This is a genomic window from Bradyrhizobium sp. WYCCWR15520 (assembly GCF_056174665.1).
In genome coordinates, this window is sequence record NZ_JBWBWM010000047.1 from 1 (window position 1) to 16,769 (window position 16,769).

Consider the following 16,769-nt stretch of genomic DNA (forward strand, 5'->3'; position numbering starts at 1 on the left):
CCGCTCAGAACCTTCGTAAGATGGCCAAGCTGATCCCGATGCCCGCGTGAGCCTCATCAAGCCGACTCGTCCGCGGAACAGCGGGCGTTCACGACGAAACTACTGCCGCCTTTTTCAACGGAATCGGCCCGTTGCTGACTTGCGTGCCGAGCGCGCAGATGTCCGGTTTGTGGGGTGGAGCGGACTAGCGCCTGATGGATCGGCGAGGTCGCTTGTTGACCCATTGCGGACTTTAGGACGTTCGTTCGGCAGCACGCCTAGCTCAATGACGCAAGAGTCCTCACGCTAGACAAGGGGCCTAAGGCACGATAGCTCGAATGCAGGACCGAACTGCTAGGTCCTTGATCCGAATGAACGCGCTGTCAGCGCCACTTTCATGGATGAACACACGAGCCTACAAGCCCGTATCTGTGCTGCTTGGATTGACTTGCTCCGACAGAACAGAGGCGCCGAAGGACGTCCCGACCAGTACTATTCCCTGAGCATCGAGAACATCCGAGGCCACGGCGAGGAGTTCGAACTGTACATCACGTTTCGCGCCGGTCGAACGTATTGCTGCTGCGAAGGCATGTGCCATACCGGCGCCTTCACCGAGAAACGTTGGCGGCAACTGCGAGCGGCCCTTGCCGTCCGTGGCGTCGAGCCTCAAGAGCCACTCGTGGTGCGGATCTGCACTCGGCTAGAAGCAGGTGCGCGACTGCGCTACGGCAAGAGCGATGAGCCCGAGATGTACGATCAAGGTCCCTGGACGTTGACGGTCCGCGAGCAATCCCCCGTCGTTCACGAATGATCCTCGAACCGACGCGCGCAGGCGCGACCATAACCAAGCGCCTGATTTATGAGTACTCGCCCTGGATCGGTTCCTGCTATTGTCATAGTTTCTCCACGATGCGGTCAGCATCGTTTCCGCACCCGTTCATCATTCGGATGTTCCCGTGATCACTCGTCGTCATGCGCTCGGTGTCCTTGCCGCGACCACTCTGTCGCCCGCGCGCGCCCTTGCCAACGTCTCCTACCAGCGCAGCGAGTTTCGCGACGACCTCTCCAAGCGCTTTTTCGATCTCGGCACCGTCGGCACCTTCGTTGCCTACAAGATCGACGATTACCTGATCATCGCCAGCGACAAGGTGCGCTCGGGCGAGGGCAGGCTGCCGGCTTCGACCTTCAAGATTCCGAATTCGCTCATCGCGCTGGATACCGGCGTGGTCGAGGATCCCGACAAGGACGTCTTCAAGTGGGATGGCGTGACGCGCAGCATCGAGGCCTGGAACAAGGACCACACGCTGCGTTCGGCGATCGCGGTTTCCGCCGTGCCGGTCTATCAGGAGATCGCGCGGCGCGTCGGGCCTGAGCGCATGCAGAAATATCTCGACCTGTTCGACTACGGCAATCGCGACATCGGCGGCGGCATCGACCAGTTCTGGCTGACCGGCAATCTGCGCATCGATCCGATCCAGCAGATTGATTTCGTCGATCGCTTGCGGCGCGGCGTGCTGCCGGTCGGAAAGCGCAGCCAGGAATTGACGCGCGACATCATCCCCGTGACGAAGGTCGGCGACGCCACCATCCGCGCCAAGAGCGGCCTGTTGGGTGCGGAAGCGGGCAAGCCGTCACTGGGCTGGATGGTCGGCTGGGCCGAGAAGGGCAGCCAGCAAACCGTGTTCGCCATGAACATGGACTGCAAGGAGCAGAGCCACATCGCCGCCCGCATGACCGTCGTGCAGCAATGCCTCGCCGATATCGTGGCGATCTGACGTTTGGCGAACCGCTGGGCTAACGCCGGTTCAGCGCCAGCGAGACCGAGGTGATGTTGGTGCCCTGGGGTTGGATCGACACCGTCTGCTTGCCGCCGCGGGTCGTCAGCGACAGATGCGCCGAAAAACTGTCGCCTCGTGCCGCAGCCTCGACACGGTCGCCGGCGGCGCGTCCGGAAAGGGTGCCGGAAGCGTTGCGGCTGGCTTCGGTCCATGAGCCCGAAATCGTGCCACCACGGTACTCGACCTCGCTTGCGAGATCGAACTTATAGCTTGCGCTGGCGCAGGTCAGATTGAGCCGAAGCTGCTCGCCGCTGCCGGCGACATCATACGCCGCGCGGCAGCGCAATTGCTCCTGCTGTCCGTCGGTGGTGCTGAGCACCCCGCCGCCGGACCATGTGCCGGCCATGGCGACGAAGGGCGAGGCAGGCGCGGCCAGCACCGCGCTGCCGGCCAGCGATAGCGATGCAAGCAGCAGCGCCGTTCGCGTGAGGTTGGATCCAGACATCTTGATGGCCTCCGTTCGGTTTGGCAATCAACGCCAAAATCGCAAACGGGTTCATCGGTTCCATTGGTGCGCGGCTCGGTGGAGTTTCACCAAGTCGTTATCCCAGCTTGAGCAACGCCTGCAGGAATTCGCTCACCGCCTTCTGCGCTTCTTTCGCAGTCGCCGGGTTGCCGCCGACATGCGGATTGAGCGCGATGCAGGCATCCTTATAGGTGAAGGGCTCCTTGGTGTCGTCGTTCATGAGAACGCCCGCTTCGCCCTCCCTGAGGCGGCAATTGCGGGCGGACTGTGCGTTGACTGATACGACGATCGTGCTGAGGCCGAGCAGGCCCGCATCGAAGCCGTGCTGGGAATCCGGATATTCCGTCAGCGTCGCGTCGCGCTTGGCGTCCTGCAGGCGGGCGAGATAGGCCTTGCAGGTGGCGACGGGGTTGTAGTCGTCAGGCGTGCCGTGAAATATCCTGATGGGACGCGCCGCGACCTCGGTGTCGGTGGCGTAGGTCGTCGAGCAATCCGGATAGAACGGTATATAGGCCGCGAACTGCGCGCCGGACTTGTTCCAGAGCTTGTGGAAGCGATCGAGGCTGGCGTAGAGCGCCGCCTGTCCGCCACGTGAAAATCCCATCAGCACGATTCTATCAGGGTCGACGCGCGGATGCTTGGCGAGGATTTCGAGCGAACGGTAGATATCGACGATGAAGTTGAGCCGGCCGAGCAGGGCCTGGTTGGGGCCGACCATGGTCAGCCCGCGGCCGCTGAACCCGTCGATCACGAAGGTCGAAATGCCCATCGCATTGAAGTGGCGCACCCACGGATCCATGCCGGCGCCGACGCCGCTCGATCCATGCATCAGCACCACGACGGGAAGTTTGCCGGTGCCTTGCGCGATACGGAATTCGCCGGCAACCGTGACCTGCTTGCCATTGGCATCGCCGCTGAGGAATTGCTGGTCGGAGATCGTCAGCGACGGAATGGCGTAGATTTCGGTGCGCGCCGCGACATCCTTCGGGATCGACTGCGCCGATGCTTCGATGCCGGTGAATAGAACAGCGGTGCAAAGAATCGCGCCGGTCACGGCGGCGCGCCAATCCGTCAGCATTCGTTTCCCCCAATTTTTTGCTGTCCTGCGGCAGCTTTGGGGCGACTACATCAAGCTACAGATCGGCTGTCAATTCGCAGACTTCCCGATCCGCCCCAGATGCGTGAACGAGAAACCGGTCTCGTATTTCAGCCCATAGCCGAGCGCGCGGTCGAAGCCGATATGGGCCAGCCAGATCATCGCGATCGAGAGGATGAGCGGCGAAGCGGTGCCCAAGCCGGTCGTCATCATCGCCATCGGCGCCAGGTAGCTATGCGCTGCGTTGTAGATCATGGCGCCGAAACGCGGCCCTGACAGGTAGGCCGCAAAGCTGAGATCGGGGACGAAAAACAGCAGGCCGTAAATCCACCAGTCGCCGTCCCAGATGTAATAAAGCAGCGTCATTCCGATAAATAGCGCTAATCCTTCCAGCCGGAGCACCGCGCGCACGCCCCTAGTAACGGCGCCCGAGGTGTCGGCGCCAGCGATATCGGTCATTCCGGTCCCCATGGTCAGGATCGGCATATAGGGGGCGCAAGGCGGCGGTACCAGATGCCGGATGGGTGTTTCCGCTTCCGAAAAGGCCGTGTTAGAAGGCCTTCAAATCGTTACCCAAAAGGCGGGCGGAAGCAGCATGAAGGATATCCTGGACACCCTCGAAGAACGGCGCGCCGGCGCCAAGCTCGGCGGCGGCGAGAAGCGCATCGAGGCGCAGCACGCCCGCGGGAAATTGACGGCACGGGAGCGCATCGAACTCCTGCTCGACAAGGGCTCATTCGAGGAATTCGACATGTTCGTCGAGCACCGCTCGACCGAATTCGGCATGGAAAAGACCAAGGTGCCGGGCGACGGCGTCGTCACCGGCTGGGGCACCGTCAACGGCCGCAAGACCTTTGTCTTCGCCAAGGATTTTACGGTGTTCGGCGGCTCGCTGTCGGAAACCCACGCGCTGAAAATCACCAAGCTCCAGGACATGGCGATGAAGGCGAGGGCGCCGATCATCGGCCTCTATGACGCCGGCGGCGCGCGCATCCAGGAGGGCGTCGCCGCGCTCGCGGGCTATTCCTACGTGTTCCGCCGCAACGTCATCGCGTCAGGCGTGATCCCGCAGATCTCCGTCATCATGGGCCCCTGCGCCGGCGGCGACGTCTATTCGCCCGCCATGACCGACTTCATCTTCATGGTGAAGAACACCAGCTACATGTTCGTCACCGGCCCCGACGTGGTGAAGACCGTCACCAATGAGGTGGTGACCGCGGAAGAGCTCGGCGGCGCCTCGGTGCACGCGACGCGCTCCTCGATCGCCGACGGCGCATTCGAGAACGACGTCGAAACGCTGTTGCAGATGCGCCGGCTGATCGACTTCCTGCCGTCAAACAATTCTGACGGCGTGCCGGAATGGCCGAGCTTTGACGACATCGAGCGTGTCGACATGTCGCTCGACACGCTGATCCCCGACAATCCGAACAAACCCTACGACATGAAGGAATTGATCCTGAAGGTCGTGGACGAGGGCGATTTCTTCGAAATCTCGGAAACCTTCGCCAGGAACATCGTCACCGGCTTCGGCCGCATCGCCGGCCGCACGGTGGGTTTTGTCGCCAACCAGCCGATGGTGCTGGCCGGCGTGCTCGACAGCGATGCGTCGCGCAAGGCCGCGCGTTTTGTCCGTTTTTGTGATGCCTTCAACATCCCGATCGTGACGTTTGTGGACGTGCCGGGCTTCCTGCCGGGCACCGCTCAAGAGTATGGCGGCCTGATCAAGCACGGCGCAAAACTGCTGTTCGCCTATTCGCAATGCACGGTGCCGCTTGTCACCGTCATTACCCGCAAAGCCTATGGCGGCGCGTTCGACGTCATGGCGTCAAAGGAAATCGGCGCCGACATGAACTACGCCTGGCCGACCGCGCAGATCGCGGTGATGGGCGCCAAGGGTGCGGTGGAAATCATCTTCCGCGCCGACATGAACGACCCCGACGCGATCGCCAAGCGCACCAAGGAATATGAAGACCGGTTTTTGTCGCCCTTCATCGCCGCCGAGCGCGGCTACATCGACGACGTCATCATGCCGCATTCGACGCGGCGGCGCATCGCGCGGGCGCTCGCGATGCTCAGGGATAAGAAGGTCGAGATGCCGGCGAAGAAGCACGATAATCTGCCGTTGTGACAGATGCGTAGGGTAGGGTTAGCCGAAGGCGTAACCCACCGGTCGAGCCGACCGCAAATCGAGACCGTGGTGGGTTACGCTTCGCTAACCCACCCTACAAATCTTGCGCGTTTCGCCTACGCCGCCTTGTGCTGCTGCTTCATGACCTCCGCCGCGCGCTTCTTGAGGTCAGCCGGCGATACGTCCTCGATGTGGGTACCGATGTGCCAGGAGTTGCCGGCAGGGTCCTTCACGCCGCCGCTGCGGTCGCCATAGAATTGATCCGCGGGCTCCATCAACGATGTCGCGCCGGCCTTGAGCGCCTTCTGGTAAACGGCATCGACGTTGGGTACGTAGAGATACAGCATGGTCGATGTTGCTTGCGCGCGCTCCGAGGAGTCGGAAATCATCACGATGGAATTTCCGATCTTGTACTCCGCATGCATGACCTTGCCGTCGGGCCGCATCATCGGCTCGAATACCGGCTGGGCTCCGAAGGCTTCTTTCATGAAGCTGATGACCTTGTCGGCCCCGTCGACGACGAGATAAGGCGTGACGGTGTGGAATCCCTCGGGAACCGGCTTTACTTTACTTGCCATGGCTGTCTCCTTGGTTTGATGGATTTGATCCATGCAGGACGGCCCAGCCCGCTCTTGTATTGCCGCGATTGTCGATCCGTTGTTTGAACAAAGTGTGACGGCAGTCCGCGCATTGGTGGCGCGTCAATGCATGTCCGCTGCCAGTTCCCCAGGAACCTAACCCTTCAGGAGCGGAACAAAATCGTATTCGCCGACCCCTTGCAGAACCAGGAAGGTGAGCGACTTCGTGCCCCCGTTCGTCACCAGATGCGGTCGCGTCGGCCTGACGACATAGACTTCGCCGGGCTTCAAACTCACTTCCTCTTTCGGATCCTGCAGGAACAGCCTCATCTGGCCTTCCAGCACGTAGAAAGTATCTGACACATTGCTGTGGGTGTGCCACGGCACCTTCTGGGTTTCGGAGAGCTGCAACTCCATGATGCGAAAGCCGGGGCGCGCCGCATGCTCGGCGCGGCGCTCGACTTCGTAAAGGTGGCTGGCGTCCTTGACTGGCTGCGGCTGGTTCATGACGGCCTCCCTCGGATCATCCGCCCCCATCGCGTGGTGCAGCGTGATGATAGGCTTCCGCCGCTCACTCCATCTCGTTACGCTTCTGCTGCTCACCCTCGCGCAGCCGCTGCGCGATCGCGGTTCGTCTCGGGATCAGCGCGGCCTCGTCGGCGAGCCGTTGGGCAAGGTCGGAGTGATATTGCTGCACGACATCGAGCACGGCTTCCCGGGCGAGCCGGCGGTGGTACTCGGCCAGGAATCGGTGCAGGTCAGCGAGTTCTACGTCGTCCATCTCTATCGCGCCTCAGCCGCGATGGCCGAATATACCGCGACCTGTCGATCCCGCGCCAGCTTGCTGCCGGTTCCCGATCCCGGTTGGCTTTCGCCGGCCGGCCGCAGCCGGGCAGGGCGGCCGCGGGGTGGCTAAATCGTTACGGCGCCACCGGCCGGTTAACCACCTGTTAACCATATTGCCCTTAGCCTCACGGGCACTATCCGGTCATCATCAGACGATTCCAGCGCGGTTCGTTCGGGGAGAACAGCCGATGTCCGTTGAGATTCTGACCTATGCAGCCCTGGGCGCCCGCCTGAACATCTCGGCAGCGGCCGCCCGTTCGCTTGCCAGGCGGCTCCACTTGCCGCGCTCGCTTTCCGACGACGGGAAGGCGCTGGTGAGCGTCGATCTCGCCGAAATCAGGCATACGCCACACCCACCGGGTGGTCACCGGGCGGGCGAGGCCGCTCAGTTAAAGGCGCTCGTCGTGACGCTGCAGGCGGAGATCGTGCAGCTCGAGGCCAGGGCAGCGGGCAATCGCTGGGATTTCGAGCACGAACGCGCGCGCGCCGACCGCCTGATGGCGGAACTGCTGCAGGCGACTGCCGAGACCACCGCCGCCCGGGAGGCGACGGCGCGGCTGGAGGGCGAGGTGGTGGCCCTGCGGGCCGCTGTCCGAACTTCCAGTTCAGACGAGAATCACGGACATTCTGCGCGCCGGGTCGGGCATGTGGCGGCGAGCCTGGTGGAAGCAGACCGCAGGGCGTCTCGTGGATAGCAATCCCTTTTCTCTCATTCCGCGGTTGAGCGGAGCAACCGTGGGGCAACAATGACTGGCACCGACATTCGCGAGCTGAGGGCGCGCATTATCGTGTTCGGGGTCGGCGGCGCCGGCGGCAACGCCGTCAACAACATGATCGACGCCGGGCTTGAAGGCGTCGAATTCATCGTCGCCAATACCGATGCCCAGGCGCTCACCAGTTCCAAGGCCAGGCGTGTCATCCAGATGGGCACGCAGGTGACCGGGGGCCTTGGCGCCGGCGCCCAGCCCGACGTCGGGCGTGCGGCGGCGGAAGAGACCACCGACGAGATCCGCGATCATCTGACCGGTGCCCACATGGTGTTCATCACCGCCGGCATGGGCGGCGGCACCGGCACCGGCGCCGCGCCCGTCATCGCCAGGATTGCGCGCGAGCTCGGCATTCTCACCATCGGCGTCGTCACCAAGCCGTTCCAGTTCGAGGGTGCGCGCCGCATGCGCTATGCCGAAGCCGGCATTGCGGAACTTCTGAAAGCGGTCGACACTCTCCTGATCATCCCGAACCAGAACCTGTTCCGGGTGGCCAACGAGAAGACCACCTTTGCGGACGCTTTTGCGATGGCCGACCAGGTGCTGTATTCGGGCGTGGCCTGCATCAGCGACCTCATCGTCAAGGAAGGCCTGATCAATCTCGATTTCGCCGATGTGCTCTCGGTCATGCGCGAGAAGGGCAAGGCGATGATGGGCAGGGGCGAGGCCTCCGGCCCCAAGCGCGTGCTCAATGCCGCGGTAGCCGCGATTTCCAACCCGCTGATCGAGAACCCCTCGATCAAGCGCGCCAGCGGCCTCATCGTCTCCATCACCGGCGGCCGGGATCTCACGCTGTTCGAGGTCGACGAAGCCGCGACCCGCATCCGCGACGAGGCCGATCAGGACGCCAACATCATCGTCGGCGCGACCTTCGATGCCAGCCTCGAAGGCATCGTCCGCGTCTCGGTCGTGGCGACCGGCATCGACAATGTCGAAGCGACGGGCCAGACCCAGGTCGCGGAAAACCTGCTTACCGATCTCGCCGGCAGGCTCTCCAACGACCGGCGCCGCATCGCCGACCAGCGCGGTGCGCCGCCGCCGCAATTCGCCAGCCCGCCGCCGCTCCGCCGCCCCGAAACACGACCGGCGGTCGCCGAACACGCGAGGCATGCCGCGGCTCCGCAGCGCCTCGACCCATACGGCCGCGCGGCTCCCGTGCACAACCCGATCGAGGAAAAGGTGCTGGATATTCCGGCCTTCCTGGGCCGCAAGGCGAACTGAGCCGTCGAAACAACCAAGGTCACTCGCTTCCCGGATGCGGGAGGTGGATAGCTGCGCGCGATCTGAAGATCCCCCTCAAGGCATGCGCGGTGCCCCGGGGGCACTGTTCAAATCGCCCCAGACTTTCCATCCTCCAGCCATGCTTTCGTCAAAACCGCGGTAGGGAGTGTCTACAATCCGACGATCGCCCGTTCAGTTGACGGCAAAACTGGCAGGAGGCGCCCCATGGATTCCCCGGCGAGCACCACGCAGACCGATCCGCAGGTCAATCCAGCACTATCCGCGCAGGAGAAAGAACTGGTCGCGCGCGCCGATGAACGGCTCGCGCATGCCTATGAGCAGATTGCCCGCGCGGATGAAGAGCTCGCGCGCTTCAATGAGCAGATTTCCAGGCTGGAGAAGGCGAAGAAGTCTCGTCAGCCATCGCGCGGCAGGCCGGCGCTACGCGGCTTGATCGGCCTGCTGTTGACTGTGGGCATCTGTACCGCTGCTTTCGCCTGGCAATCCTATGGCGAGACGGTCAGGCCGATGGTCGCCCGGTGGGCACCGCAACTGGCCGCGGCTTCGTCATTGCCATCGGAAACGCCTGTTCTTGCCGACCAGCAGAGCCCGCCTGCCGTTCGGCTGGCTGCGGCCGATGCCGCAGTTTCGCAATTGCCGGCTCCGCCCCAGGCCGCACCGCAAGATGCGGCAGCCGCCGCGATCGCTGCCGAGCAGGCCCAGTTGCTCCAGACGATGGCGCGCGATCTCGCAGGCGTGCAGCAGGAGATCGAACAGCTCAAGGCCAGCCAGGCAGAATTGGCCCGCGAAAGTGCCAAGACCGCCGAGCAACTCAAGGCGAACCAGGAGCAAATGGCGCGCACGATCGCCAACGTCTCCGAGCAAAACCTGCGGCCCAGGACGACCGCTGCTCCGCCACTGCCGGTTGCCACCCCCGCGCGTAAGCCGAAGCCGGTGTCGACGCCTCCGGCAACGGAAGCCAGAGCGCAGGCGCGGCCGCCGGTACGGTTGCCGTCCGCGCAACAGTAGTTATCATCGGCGCCGCCGTCCGCCGAAAGGCGGTGTCCGATTTCTTGCTGGAAGGCACGGCGGCTGGACCTCGGGCAGGGCATCGGTCTGCCCGCGCGTTCCGTTAGGGCACGACAGCATCATTGCTTCCTTCCGCGACGGCGGACGGTGCTTTCGATTGTTGCATGGCTGAGCGCACGATCATGAGGATCTTGTTGCCACTCGTGCTGTCCATGGTTGCCGGCGCGCGGGAAGCGACGGCACAGGACGCCGAATGCGCCCGCGAACGCGCGGACATGGTCGAAACCGTCCGTGCCTACGGCCGTTCCGACGCCCGTGGTCTGGGACGGCAGGGCCTCTCGGAGAGAGTCCTTGAGGCCATGCGGCAAACCAAACGCCATCTGTTCATCCCTGAACGATCCTGCTCCATCGCATACGCGGACATGCCGGTTTCGATCGGTCACGGCCAGACCATATCGCAGCCGTATATCGTGGCCTTGATGACAGAATTGGCCGAGGTCGCGCCCGATCATGTCGTGCTCGAAATCGGCACGGGTTCGGGCTACCAGGCTGCCATCCTTGCGCACCTCGCGCGGAAGGTCTGCACCATCGAGATCATCCCGCCACTGGCCGAGGTCGCCACGAAAACACTTCGAGACCTCGCGTATGACAATGTGAGTGTCCGTCTGGGCGACGGCTTTGCCGGCTGGCCCGAATGCGGTCCTTTTGACGCCATCGTCGTGACCGCCGCGCTTGGCGAGGTTCCGCCGCCGCTGATCGAGCAGCTCAAGGTGGGCGGCCGATTAGTCATGCCGGTGGGCGCCGCTTACTCCATTCAGCAACTCACGGTCGTCGAAAAAACCGCTCCCGACAAGACGACGGCGCGCGCCGTCGCCCTCGTGCGCTTTGTGCCGTTTACGCGTTCGAAGAATTAGGAGGAGGGACCGCGTAGGGTGGCTAGCCGAAGGCGTAACCCACCGGCCGAACCGACCGCGTGGTAAGACTTCGGTGGGTTACGCTGCGCTAACCCACCTACGAGGCTCACTTCATTCCGGTGCAGCTCGCATAAAACGTCGTCGTCGCCGGCCAGTCCGAGAACATGCCGCGGATGCCGACCTGCTTTGCCAATACATCCAGCACCGTCAGCGTATCGCCGTCGCGGTCGACGGCTGATCTGATCGAGCGGTGATAGAAGCCGCCGCCCTTGTGCAGCGGGCCGTCGCGCTCCAGCGACCAGCCGATCAGGTCGAGGCCGGCGGCTTTGGCGGCCTTGGCGTATTCGGAGGGAACGATTTCCTTGTTGTCGTTCAGCGTCAGCATGGTCCAGATCGGCGGGCCGAGGATGGCGACGCCTTGCGCCTTCAATTCCGCCATCGAGGGCTTCCAGGTCTCCGGCTTGGCGGGATCGAGGCCCTGCTTCTCATAGCGTTCTTCGAGATAGACCGCCTGTTTGGCGAATTCCGGCTCGGTCTTCACCCAATAGAGCACGTCGGCCAGGTTGAAGCTTTGTGCGAACACGTCGCTCGGGGGAATACCGGCCTTCTTGTAGGCGTCCAGCATCTGGCTGGCATATTTCTCCTGGGTGTAGTCGCCGTCGAACGGCATCGGCACTTCCGGCGCTTTCAGTTCCGGCGTGAATTTGGCGCCGAGACTCTTGATCAGCGCGATGCTCTCGTCATGCGTCATCAGCGTGCCGGAATTGGCATAGAGGTCGGTGCGCCAGCGCGGCGTGCCGTTCTGATATTCCTCCGGCGTTTTGGCATCCGGATTGAAGCCGTCCATCTTCGCACTCAGCATCCGGAATTCGGCCAGCGTGATGTCGCTGGTGCAGCACTTTGCGGAGGCTTTCTTGCCGGTGGCGGGATCGGCCGGGCTGAAGGGTTGCGTGCATTTGCCGGCGAGCGCCGGCACGGTCAGGATGTTGGTGGTGGTGTGCAGGTCGCATTGCGAATGGCGGCACACGAGCTGGCGGTCTTTCGTAAACGTGACGTCGCATTCGATGATGCCGGCGCCCATCCGGGCAGCGGCGATGTAGGACTCGCGCGTATGCTCGGGAAATTCCAGCGCTGCGCCGCGGTGGCCGATCGAAAAGTCGCTCTTGCGAAACGGCCCGGTGCACTGGCTGAGTTGTTGCTTCAGCGGACCATCCTTCATCTTGTCGACGAGATAGAACGGCCGTGGCCCTATCTGCGGCTCGCGCGGCAGCAGGATGTCGTCGGCCGCGGCGGGCAGGGGCGCGATCAAGAGCCAGAGCGCGGCGAGCAGGGCGGAGCGATGGCGGGCAGGCATAGGTGGCACCTCGGATAACGCGTTGCGCGCGGCCTTGATATCACGGAGCATGTGACAGTTGCATGTTAGGAGCTGCCGTAGGGTGGGCAAAGCGCAGCGTGCCCACCATCCATCAACAACGGCGCAAGAATGGTGGGCACGCTGCGCTTTGCCCACCCTACAAGAACAATTCCAGGGAGAAACGATATGCCCGCAGCTTTTTTCGTCGTCCGCGCCACCGTCTCCGATCCCGCCAAACGCCAGGCCTTCGATGCCTGGTATTCGCGCGAGCATCTGCCGGACGCCATGAAGTCGTTCGGCGCCGTGAAGGCGTGGCGCTACTGGAGCGCCACCGATCCGGCGGTGCACCACGCGATGTATCAATTTCCTGATAAGGCCGCGCTCGAACGCGCGACCGATGGGCCGGAAATGAAGCGGCTGGTCGCCGATTTCAATCGCGATTGGCCAGACGTGACGCGGACGCGCGAAGTGCTGCTGCTGGCGGAAGAGTTGGCGGCGTAAGATGGCGACGCGTTCGTTGCGATGGCGGATCGTTACACGCGCGCTCGACACGAAAATGCCGCAGCAACGACAAAGGTTCCGCCGCGCGCAACAGCGCGCGAAAATAAACTGGGGTAGACTGCGACTACGACAAAGCTGAACGCGCAATTCACCGCGCGTTCATCTCGGCGCATCGAAACTCTCCTTCTCGCACCCAGCAAACGGAGGAGGAGATGTGATGGAGCGTCGCCACTTTCTGAAACTCGCCTTAGGATTTGTTGCGGGCGGCGCCGCGCTCGCAGCGAGCGCGGAGGCCGCGCCGCTGATGCCGACGCCGCTCGCTGACGACGCCAACAAGCTGCCCGACAACAAGGATGCGCAACCCGCCGTCACGTCAGGCGACGAGGTCGATCGCCTTTCGCCCGAAGAAGTGCGCTGGGGCCGCGGCCGTGGGCGCGGTTGGGGCCGAAGGCGTTGGGGCTGGCGCCGCCGTCACTGGGGCTGGCGTCGCCGTCGCCGGTATTGGGGCTGGCATCGCCGCCGCCGTCGTTGGCGTCGCCGCTACTGGCGTCGGCGTCGTTACTACTGGTAAGCCGCCGCCAGCGATCATCTAAAGCGTTGCCGAGCGAAGTGGACGCCGGTTCGCGTTAAGACAACGCGTCAAAATAAGAATCTAGAGAAGCAATAAAAAAGCCCCGCGGGAGCGGGGCTTTTGTTGTTGTGCGCTGACTATCAATAAGCGCGGCAGCGGCCATAGCGCCAGACGGTGCCGTAGGGGCACACGCGCCCGGGCCGCACGACGACGGCCGGAGCTGCGGGCCGCACCACGACAACAGGGGCTGGACGAACCACAACCGCCCGGCGATTGGGCTGGCAGCCGCCATAGGGACCACGATGCCAGCCGGGGCCGCATCCGCCAGCCGCTTCTGCGGCGCTAAAGCTGGCAACGGTGCCCAGGGCCAAAACTGCTGCGAAGAGGTATTTCATGTTTTCTCCCGTTTTCGGCCGCAAGGCGGCACGCAACGGAACTTAGTCCCGGGACCTGAATGGAACATGAATGTTCCCTGACGCTACGGAGCGGCCAGGAATCCGAGCACCAGCTCGTTATATTTGCCCGGCGCCTCGAGAAAGACCAGATGCCCGGTGTTCGGGATCACCTCGGCCCGGCCGCGTCCCATCCTGGCGGCGAGCGCCTTGGCCAGTTCGGCGTTCTGGCCCATTTTCGCGCGCAGCGCCTCCGGCGCATTGGCTCGGCCCGGCGCGTTGTGGTCGTCGGCGCCCATCACGAACAGCGTCGGCTGCGTGATCAGCGGAATCTCGTGCGCTACAGGCTCGCGGTAGATCATCTGCGCCGAGCTGACGAAGGCGCGCAGCCATCGCTTATATTCGGCGCTGCCCTTGATGTTGAAGCGCGCGTCGATGAACGGCGTGACCTGTTCAGGCGGCAGTTTCAGCGCGTAATTGGTCTCAAGCTGCTTGCGATAGGCCTCCGCGGTCAACTTGTCCTCGTTTTCCAGAATCTTCTCGGTCGGCGTCGGCGGCACGTAGAGCCGGTAATCCTCGAGCCCGATCGGCGCGGTCAGCACCAGATGCGCAATCCTGTCGGGATAGGCACGCGCGATCCGCACGCCGAGCATGCCGCCGAGCGAATGCGCGACGATGTCGGCTTTGGCGATGGCGAGATGATCGAGCAGCGCCATCGTGTTGCGCGCCAGCGTATCGAAATGCAAATCGCCCTGCGGCTTCGACGATTTTCCAAAACCGATCTGGTCCGGCACGATCACGCGATAGCCGGCATCGCTCAAGGTCTTTATGACCGGCGCCCAGTAGCTCGATGGAAAATTGCGGCCGTGCAGCAGTACCACGCTGCGTCCGTTCGGCTGCGCCGGCGCGACATCCATATAGGCCATCCGCACCTGCTCGCCGTCGTTCACCAGCGGCAGCAGATGGACGGGGTAGGGATAGGCAAAACCTTCAAGCGCGATGCCGTAGGGCTCGCGCGCCGCGGGTCGTTCGGTTTCTGCTGATGCCGCAGGCGATAACGCAATCAAGGCCGAAGCGGCTGCTAGCGCGATGACGCACATCCTTCGCATCTCAAACACTCCTGTAAGACAGGCGCGTATTGATGCTGACCTCACACGATGTAAAGACTTTCCGTTTCACGTTGGCGAGAGCATTCCACACCGCCGTGCCATCCGGTCTCCCGGCCTGGAGCTTAAGAGCCGGATCGGCCAAACAGGACATGCCCCGATCGCCACATGCGCTCGCAGACGGCGCGCGCGAAATTCGCTCTTTTGTCGGGCTCGGATCCTGTGAAAATGGAGTGGGACAGAATATCCGATATCCGCTTTTTTCCGTCCACCTGCTCCAGCATGAGCGCTTCCGATCTCGATATCGGGATAATGACTTCCCCTTGAGGCGCAGGGCGCGTCAAGACCAATGAGTTGACGTCACCAGCCAAGCGGACGCCGGATCGAATGTGCGGGACATATGACAGAAAATCATCTGTATCGAAACGGGTAAGGAAGCGCGTGCTTTCCGGCTTCCTGACGAAAAAATCGTGCCTGTCGTTCAGCATGGTAAGATTATCGACGACGGCCCACTGCTCCGCGGGCGGGAGCGTCAAAACCCTTTCCAGCATCTCTCCGCTGAGATACCGGTCGGCGCAGTAGAGGGCGTTATCGCTCCAGCCGGAGAAAACCAGCCCAGCCGCTTCGACAAACTTGATGATCTCCGGCACCGAGTAGGCTCTATCTTGCGGGTGAAGCAGCATATCCACGATGCCCGCATCGTAGGCAAGATCATGGGGTAGTTTGCCGGTCGCCGAGATCAGGTAATGGTTCGATGGAACAAACTTCAGAAGTTCGCGGGCAATCCTGACGCCCTCGGCGTTTCGACCGGCTCCAAGCCGCCGCAAGATGTCCTGGACCAGATAGACTCCAGCGCGCCCCGTCTTCCCATAAAGCATGATTGCCATGCTTCCGGATGGATCGAGTACATCCGCGAGAGCCTTTAGTCCGGCGTCCGGATTGGGAAGGTGATGAAGGACGCCAGTGCAAATGATCAGGTCAAAGCGGCTGTTTAGCTCGCCGACATCCAGCAGGCTCATTTGCTGAAGTTCAAGGTTGGCGAGGCCGTGTCGATCGCGAAGACGCTTCGAATGAGCGAGGCTGGTCTCGGAAAGGTCGATACCGAGGACAGCACAGTCCGGGTTATTGAGGGCGATCAGAGCCGCTTGGGAGGAACCGCAACCGGCGCATAATATGCGCAGGTCTTGCCGAGGCCGGCCCTCCGGCCACAGCTGAATGCCTGCAAATTTGGGGTCACAGGTCAGCGGTCCCCACTTCTTCAGGAATTTCTCGCCGTCCTCAATTGGCGGCGGATAGCTATACGCTTCGTACTGCTGCCTGACCGCTTCCGTAATCGTGTCTTCCATGGCGCGACACTAGATCGGACCCATCCGGCGAGCAATATCCGAAATCACGACATGGTCGGAGAGGGGCTTGCATCCGCCTCACTCGGCCTTCAGCGCCGCGCTGAAATCGCCGCCGGTGTCCGTCGAGTGCAGGTGCTTGAGTTCGCCGCGGTCATCGATCGAATAATAGTGGTTGCCGTTGATGCCCTTTTCGTTGCGCTTGCCGCGGAACACGATCAGGCGGCTGTCGGCCCGGCTTATCACGGGCTCGAACTCATCTGGCACATCACCCCAATTCGAGACGGTGAAGAACTGGGTAATCCGCCCGGTGCGGACGTCGAGGAATGTCGGCGCCTGGCATTCGGTGCCGCAGGGCAGGATGACGACGATGAAGCGCCCGCCGGCATTCACGTTGTCGTCTCGCATCGCAGCGCGATAGGTGTGGCTCTGATCGCGCCAGAACTCGTGGTCGAGCCGCGGCTTGGCGCGCTTGCCGGTATAGACCTTCACCTTGTGATCGCTGAATTTGGGCAGGTCTTCAGCCGGGGCCGGCAGGGCGTAGCACGCGATCAGCATCGCTGTGGCAATGGTTCGAAGCAAACGGTTCATGAAAATCTCGTCGGAAGCGCTGGTCGCCGTTTGGTCGGCGTTGCCGACG

Annotated in this window: 20 protein-coding genes; 9 read left to right on the forward strand and 11 right to left on the reverse strand. The window is 62.8% G+C overall.

The genetic code is table 11. The annotated features are described in order from the left end of the window. Positions 1-394 precede the first annotated feature (394 nt). Entirely contained in the window at positions 395-649 is a 255-nt protein-coding gene (locus AC0QUY_RS35755; protein WP_161855282.1) for a hypothetical protein, read from the reverse strand. 286 nt (positions 650-935) lie between these two features. Here AC0QUY_RS35755 and AC0QUY_RS35760 point away from each other — a divergent pair, with 286 nt between their 5' ends. Next, the gene (locus AC0QUY_RS35760; RefSeq protein ID WP_475390710.1) at positions 936-1,754 is read left to right on the forward strand and encodes a penicillin-binding transpeptidase domain-containing protein; all 819 of its coding nucleotides are present in this window, start codon (positions 936-938) and stop codon (positions 1,752-1,754) included. Between the two features lie 19 nt (positions 1,755-1,773). Here the strand turns inward: AC0QUY_RS35760 and AC0QUY_RS35765 are convergent, their stop codons facing one another. The 3 genes from AC0QUY_RS35765 to AC0QUY_RS35775 all read right to left on the reverse strand — a co-directional run bounded on the left by AC0QUY_RS35765 (position 1,774) and on the right by AC0QUY_RS35775 (position 3,838). Beyond that, entirely contained in the window at positions 1,774-2,262 is a 489-nt protein-coding gene (locus tag AC0QUY_RS35765) for a hypothetical protein (RefSeq protein WP_475390712.1), read from the reverse strand. 97 nt (positions 2,263-2,359) lie between these two features. Continuing rightward, positions 2,360-3,361 carry a dienelactone hydrolase family protein gene (locus AC0QUY_RS35770; RefSeq protein WP_475390713.1) on the reverse strand — a complete coding sequence of 334 codons (1,002 nt, stop codon included), beginning with the start codon at positions 3,359-3,361 and terminating at the stop codon, positions 2,360-2,362. A gap of 69 nt (positions 3,362-3,430) precedes the next feature. Then, entirely contained in the window at positions 3,431-3,838 is a 408-nt protein-coding gene (locus tag AC0QUY_RS35775; protein WP_161855279.1) for a DUF4260 domain-containing protein, read from the reverse strand. Positions 3,839-3,974: 136 nt separating this feature from the next. Here AC0QUY_RS35775 and AC0QUY_RS35780 point away from each other — a divergent pair, with 136 nt between their 5' ends. Beyond that, positions 3,975-5,507: an acyl-CoA carboxylase subunit beta gene (locus AC0QUY_RS35780; protein ID WP_475390714.1), complete on the forward strand. Its 1,533-nt coding sequence runs from the start codon at positions 3,975-3,977 to the stop codon at positions 5,505-5,507. Positions 5,508-5,623: 116 nt separating this feature from the next. Here AC0QUY_RS35780 and AC0QUY_RS35785 read toward each other — a convergent pair whose 3' ends face one another. Both AC0QUY_RS35785 and AC0QUY_RS35790 read right to left on the reverse strand, forming a co-directional pair. Then, a complete protein-coding gene (locus AC0QUY_RS35785) occupies positions 5,624-6,085 on the reverse strand; it encodes a VOC family protein (RefSeq protein ID WP_475390715.1) in 462 nt (153 codons plus the stop codon). Between the two features lie 156 nt (positions 6,086-6,241). Then, positions 6,242-6,592 carry a cupin domain-containing protein gene (locus AC0QUY_RS35790; protein WP_161855275.1) on the reverse strand — a complete coding sequence of 117 codons (351 nt, stop codon included), beginning with the start codon at positions 6,590-6,592 and terminating at the stop codon, positions 6,242-6,244. Between AC0QUY_RS35790 and AC0QUY_RS35795 the strand changes: the two genes are divergently transcribed. The 5 genes from AC0QUY_RS35795 (at position 6,591) to AC0QUY_RS35815 (ending at position 10,862) form a co-directional block, all read left to right on the forward strand. Continuing rightward, positions 6,591-7,001, forward strand: a complete 411-nt coding sequence (locus AC0QUY_RS35795; RefSeq protein ID WP_475390717.1) for a hypothetical protein — start codon at positions 6,591-6,593, stop codon at positions 6,999-7,001. The genes AC0QUY_RS35790 and AC0QUY_RS35795 overlap by 2 nt on opposite strands. Before the next feature lie 118 nt (positions 7,002-7,119). After that, positions 7,120-7,626: a hypothetical protein gene (locus tag AC0QUY_RS35800; protein WP_475390719.1), complete on the forward strand. Its 507-nt coding sequence runs from the start codon at positions 7,120-7,122 to the stop codon at positions 7,624-7,626. Between the two features lie 51 nt (positions 7,627-7,677). Continuing rightward, positions 7,678-8,919, forward strand: coding sequence for a cell division protein FtsZ (gene ftsZ / locus AC0QUY_RS35805; protein WP_161855272.1), 1,242 nt, complete (start codon positions 7,678-7,680; stop codon positions 8,917-8,919). Positions 8,920-9,144: 225 nt separating this feature from the next. Further along, positions 9,145-9,948, forward strand: coding sequence for a hypothetical protein (locus AC0QUY_RS35810; protein WP_475390720.1), 804 nt, complete (start codon positions 9,145-9,147; stop codon positions 9,946-9,948). Between the two features lie 164 nt (positions 9,949-10,112). Continuing rightward, entirely contained in the window at positions 10,113-10,862 is a 750-nt protein-coding gene (locus tag AC0QUY_RS35815; RefSeq protein WP_246738277.1) for a protein-L-isoaspartate(D-aspartate) O-methyltransferase, read from the forward strand. 106 nt (positions 10,863-10,968) lie between these two features. On the opposite strand, the gene AC0QUY_RS35820 is transcribed toward AC0QUY_RS35815, so the two are convergent. Further along, positions 10,969-12,216 carry a glycerophosphodiester phosphodiesterase family protein gene (locus AC0QUY_RS35820; RefSeq protein WP_475390722.1) on the reverse strand — a complete coding sequence of 416 codons (1,248 nt, stop codon included), beginning with the start codon at positions 12,214-12,216 and terminating at the stop codon, positions 10,969-10,971. Positions 12,217-12,402: 186 nt separating this feature from the next. Between AC0QUY_RS35820 and AC0QUY_RS35825 the strand changes: the two genes are divergently transcribed. Together AC0QUY_RS35825 and AC0QUY_RS35830 are read left to right on the forward strand one after the other, a co-directional pair. Next, positions 12,403-12,717: an EthD domain-containing protein gene (locus AC0QUY_RS35825; RefSeq protein WP_475390724.1), complete on the forward strand. Its 315-nt coding sequence runs from the start codon at positions 12,403-12,405 to the stop codon at positions 12,715-12,717. Between the two features lie 217 nt (positions 12,718-12,934). Further along, on the forward strand, positions 12,935-13,288 hold the full coding sequence (locus tag AC0QUY_RS35830) for a twin-arginine translocation (Tat) (RefSeq protein ID WP_475390726.1): 354 nt from the start codon (positions 12,935-12,937) through the stop codon (positions 13,286-13,288). A 140-nt stretch (positions 13,289-13,428) separates the two neighbouring features. Here the strand turns inward: AC0QUY_RS35830 and AC0QUY_RS35835 are convergent, their stop codons facing one another. The 4 genes from AC0QUY_RS35835 to AC0QUY_RS35850 all read right to left on the reverse strand — a co-directional run bounded on the left by AC0QUY_RS35835 (position 13,429) and on the right by AC0QUY_RS35850 (position 16,720). Beyond that, positions 13,429-13,683, reverse strand: coding sequence for a GCG_CRPN prefix-to-repeats domain-containing protein (locus AC0QUY_RS35835; protein WP_084030351.1), 255 nt, complete (start codon positions 13,681-13,683; stop codon positions 13,429-13,431). Positions 13,684-13,766: 83 nt separating this feature from the next. Next, positions 13,767-14,780, reverse strand: a complete 1,014-nt coding sequence (locus AC0QUY_RS35840) for an alpha/beta fold hydrolase (protein ID WP_475390773.1) — start codon at positions 14,778-14,780, stop codon at positions 13,767-13,769. A 131-nt stretch (positions 14,781-14,911) separates the two neighbouring features. Further along, positions 14,912-16,132, reverse strand: coding sequence for a class I SAM-dependent methyltransferase (locus tag AC0QUY_RS35845; protein ID WP_475390729.1), 1,221 nt, complete (start codon positions 16,130-16,132; stop codon positions 14,912-14,914). A gap of 78 nt (positions 16,133-16,210) precedes the next feature. Further along, positions 16,211-16,720: a hypothetical protein gene (locus tag AC0QUY_RS35850; RefSeq protein WP_475390730.1), complete on the reverse strand. Its 510-nt coding sequence runs from the start codon at positions 16,718-16,720 to the stop codon at positions 16,211-16,213. Between the last annotated feature and the right edge of the window lie 49 nt (positions 16,721-16,769).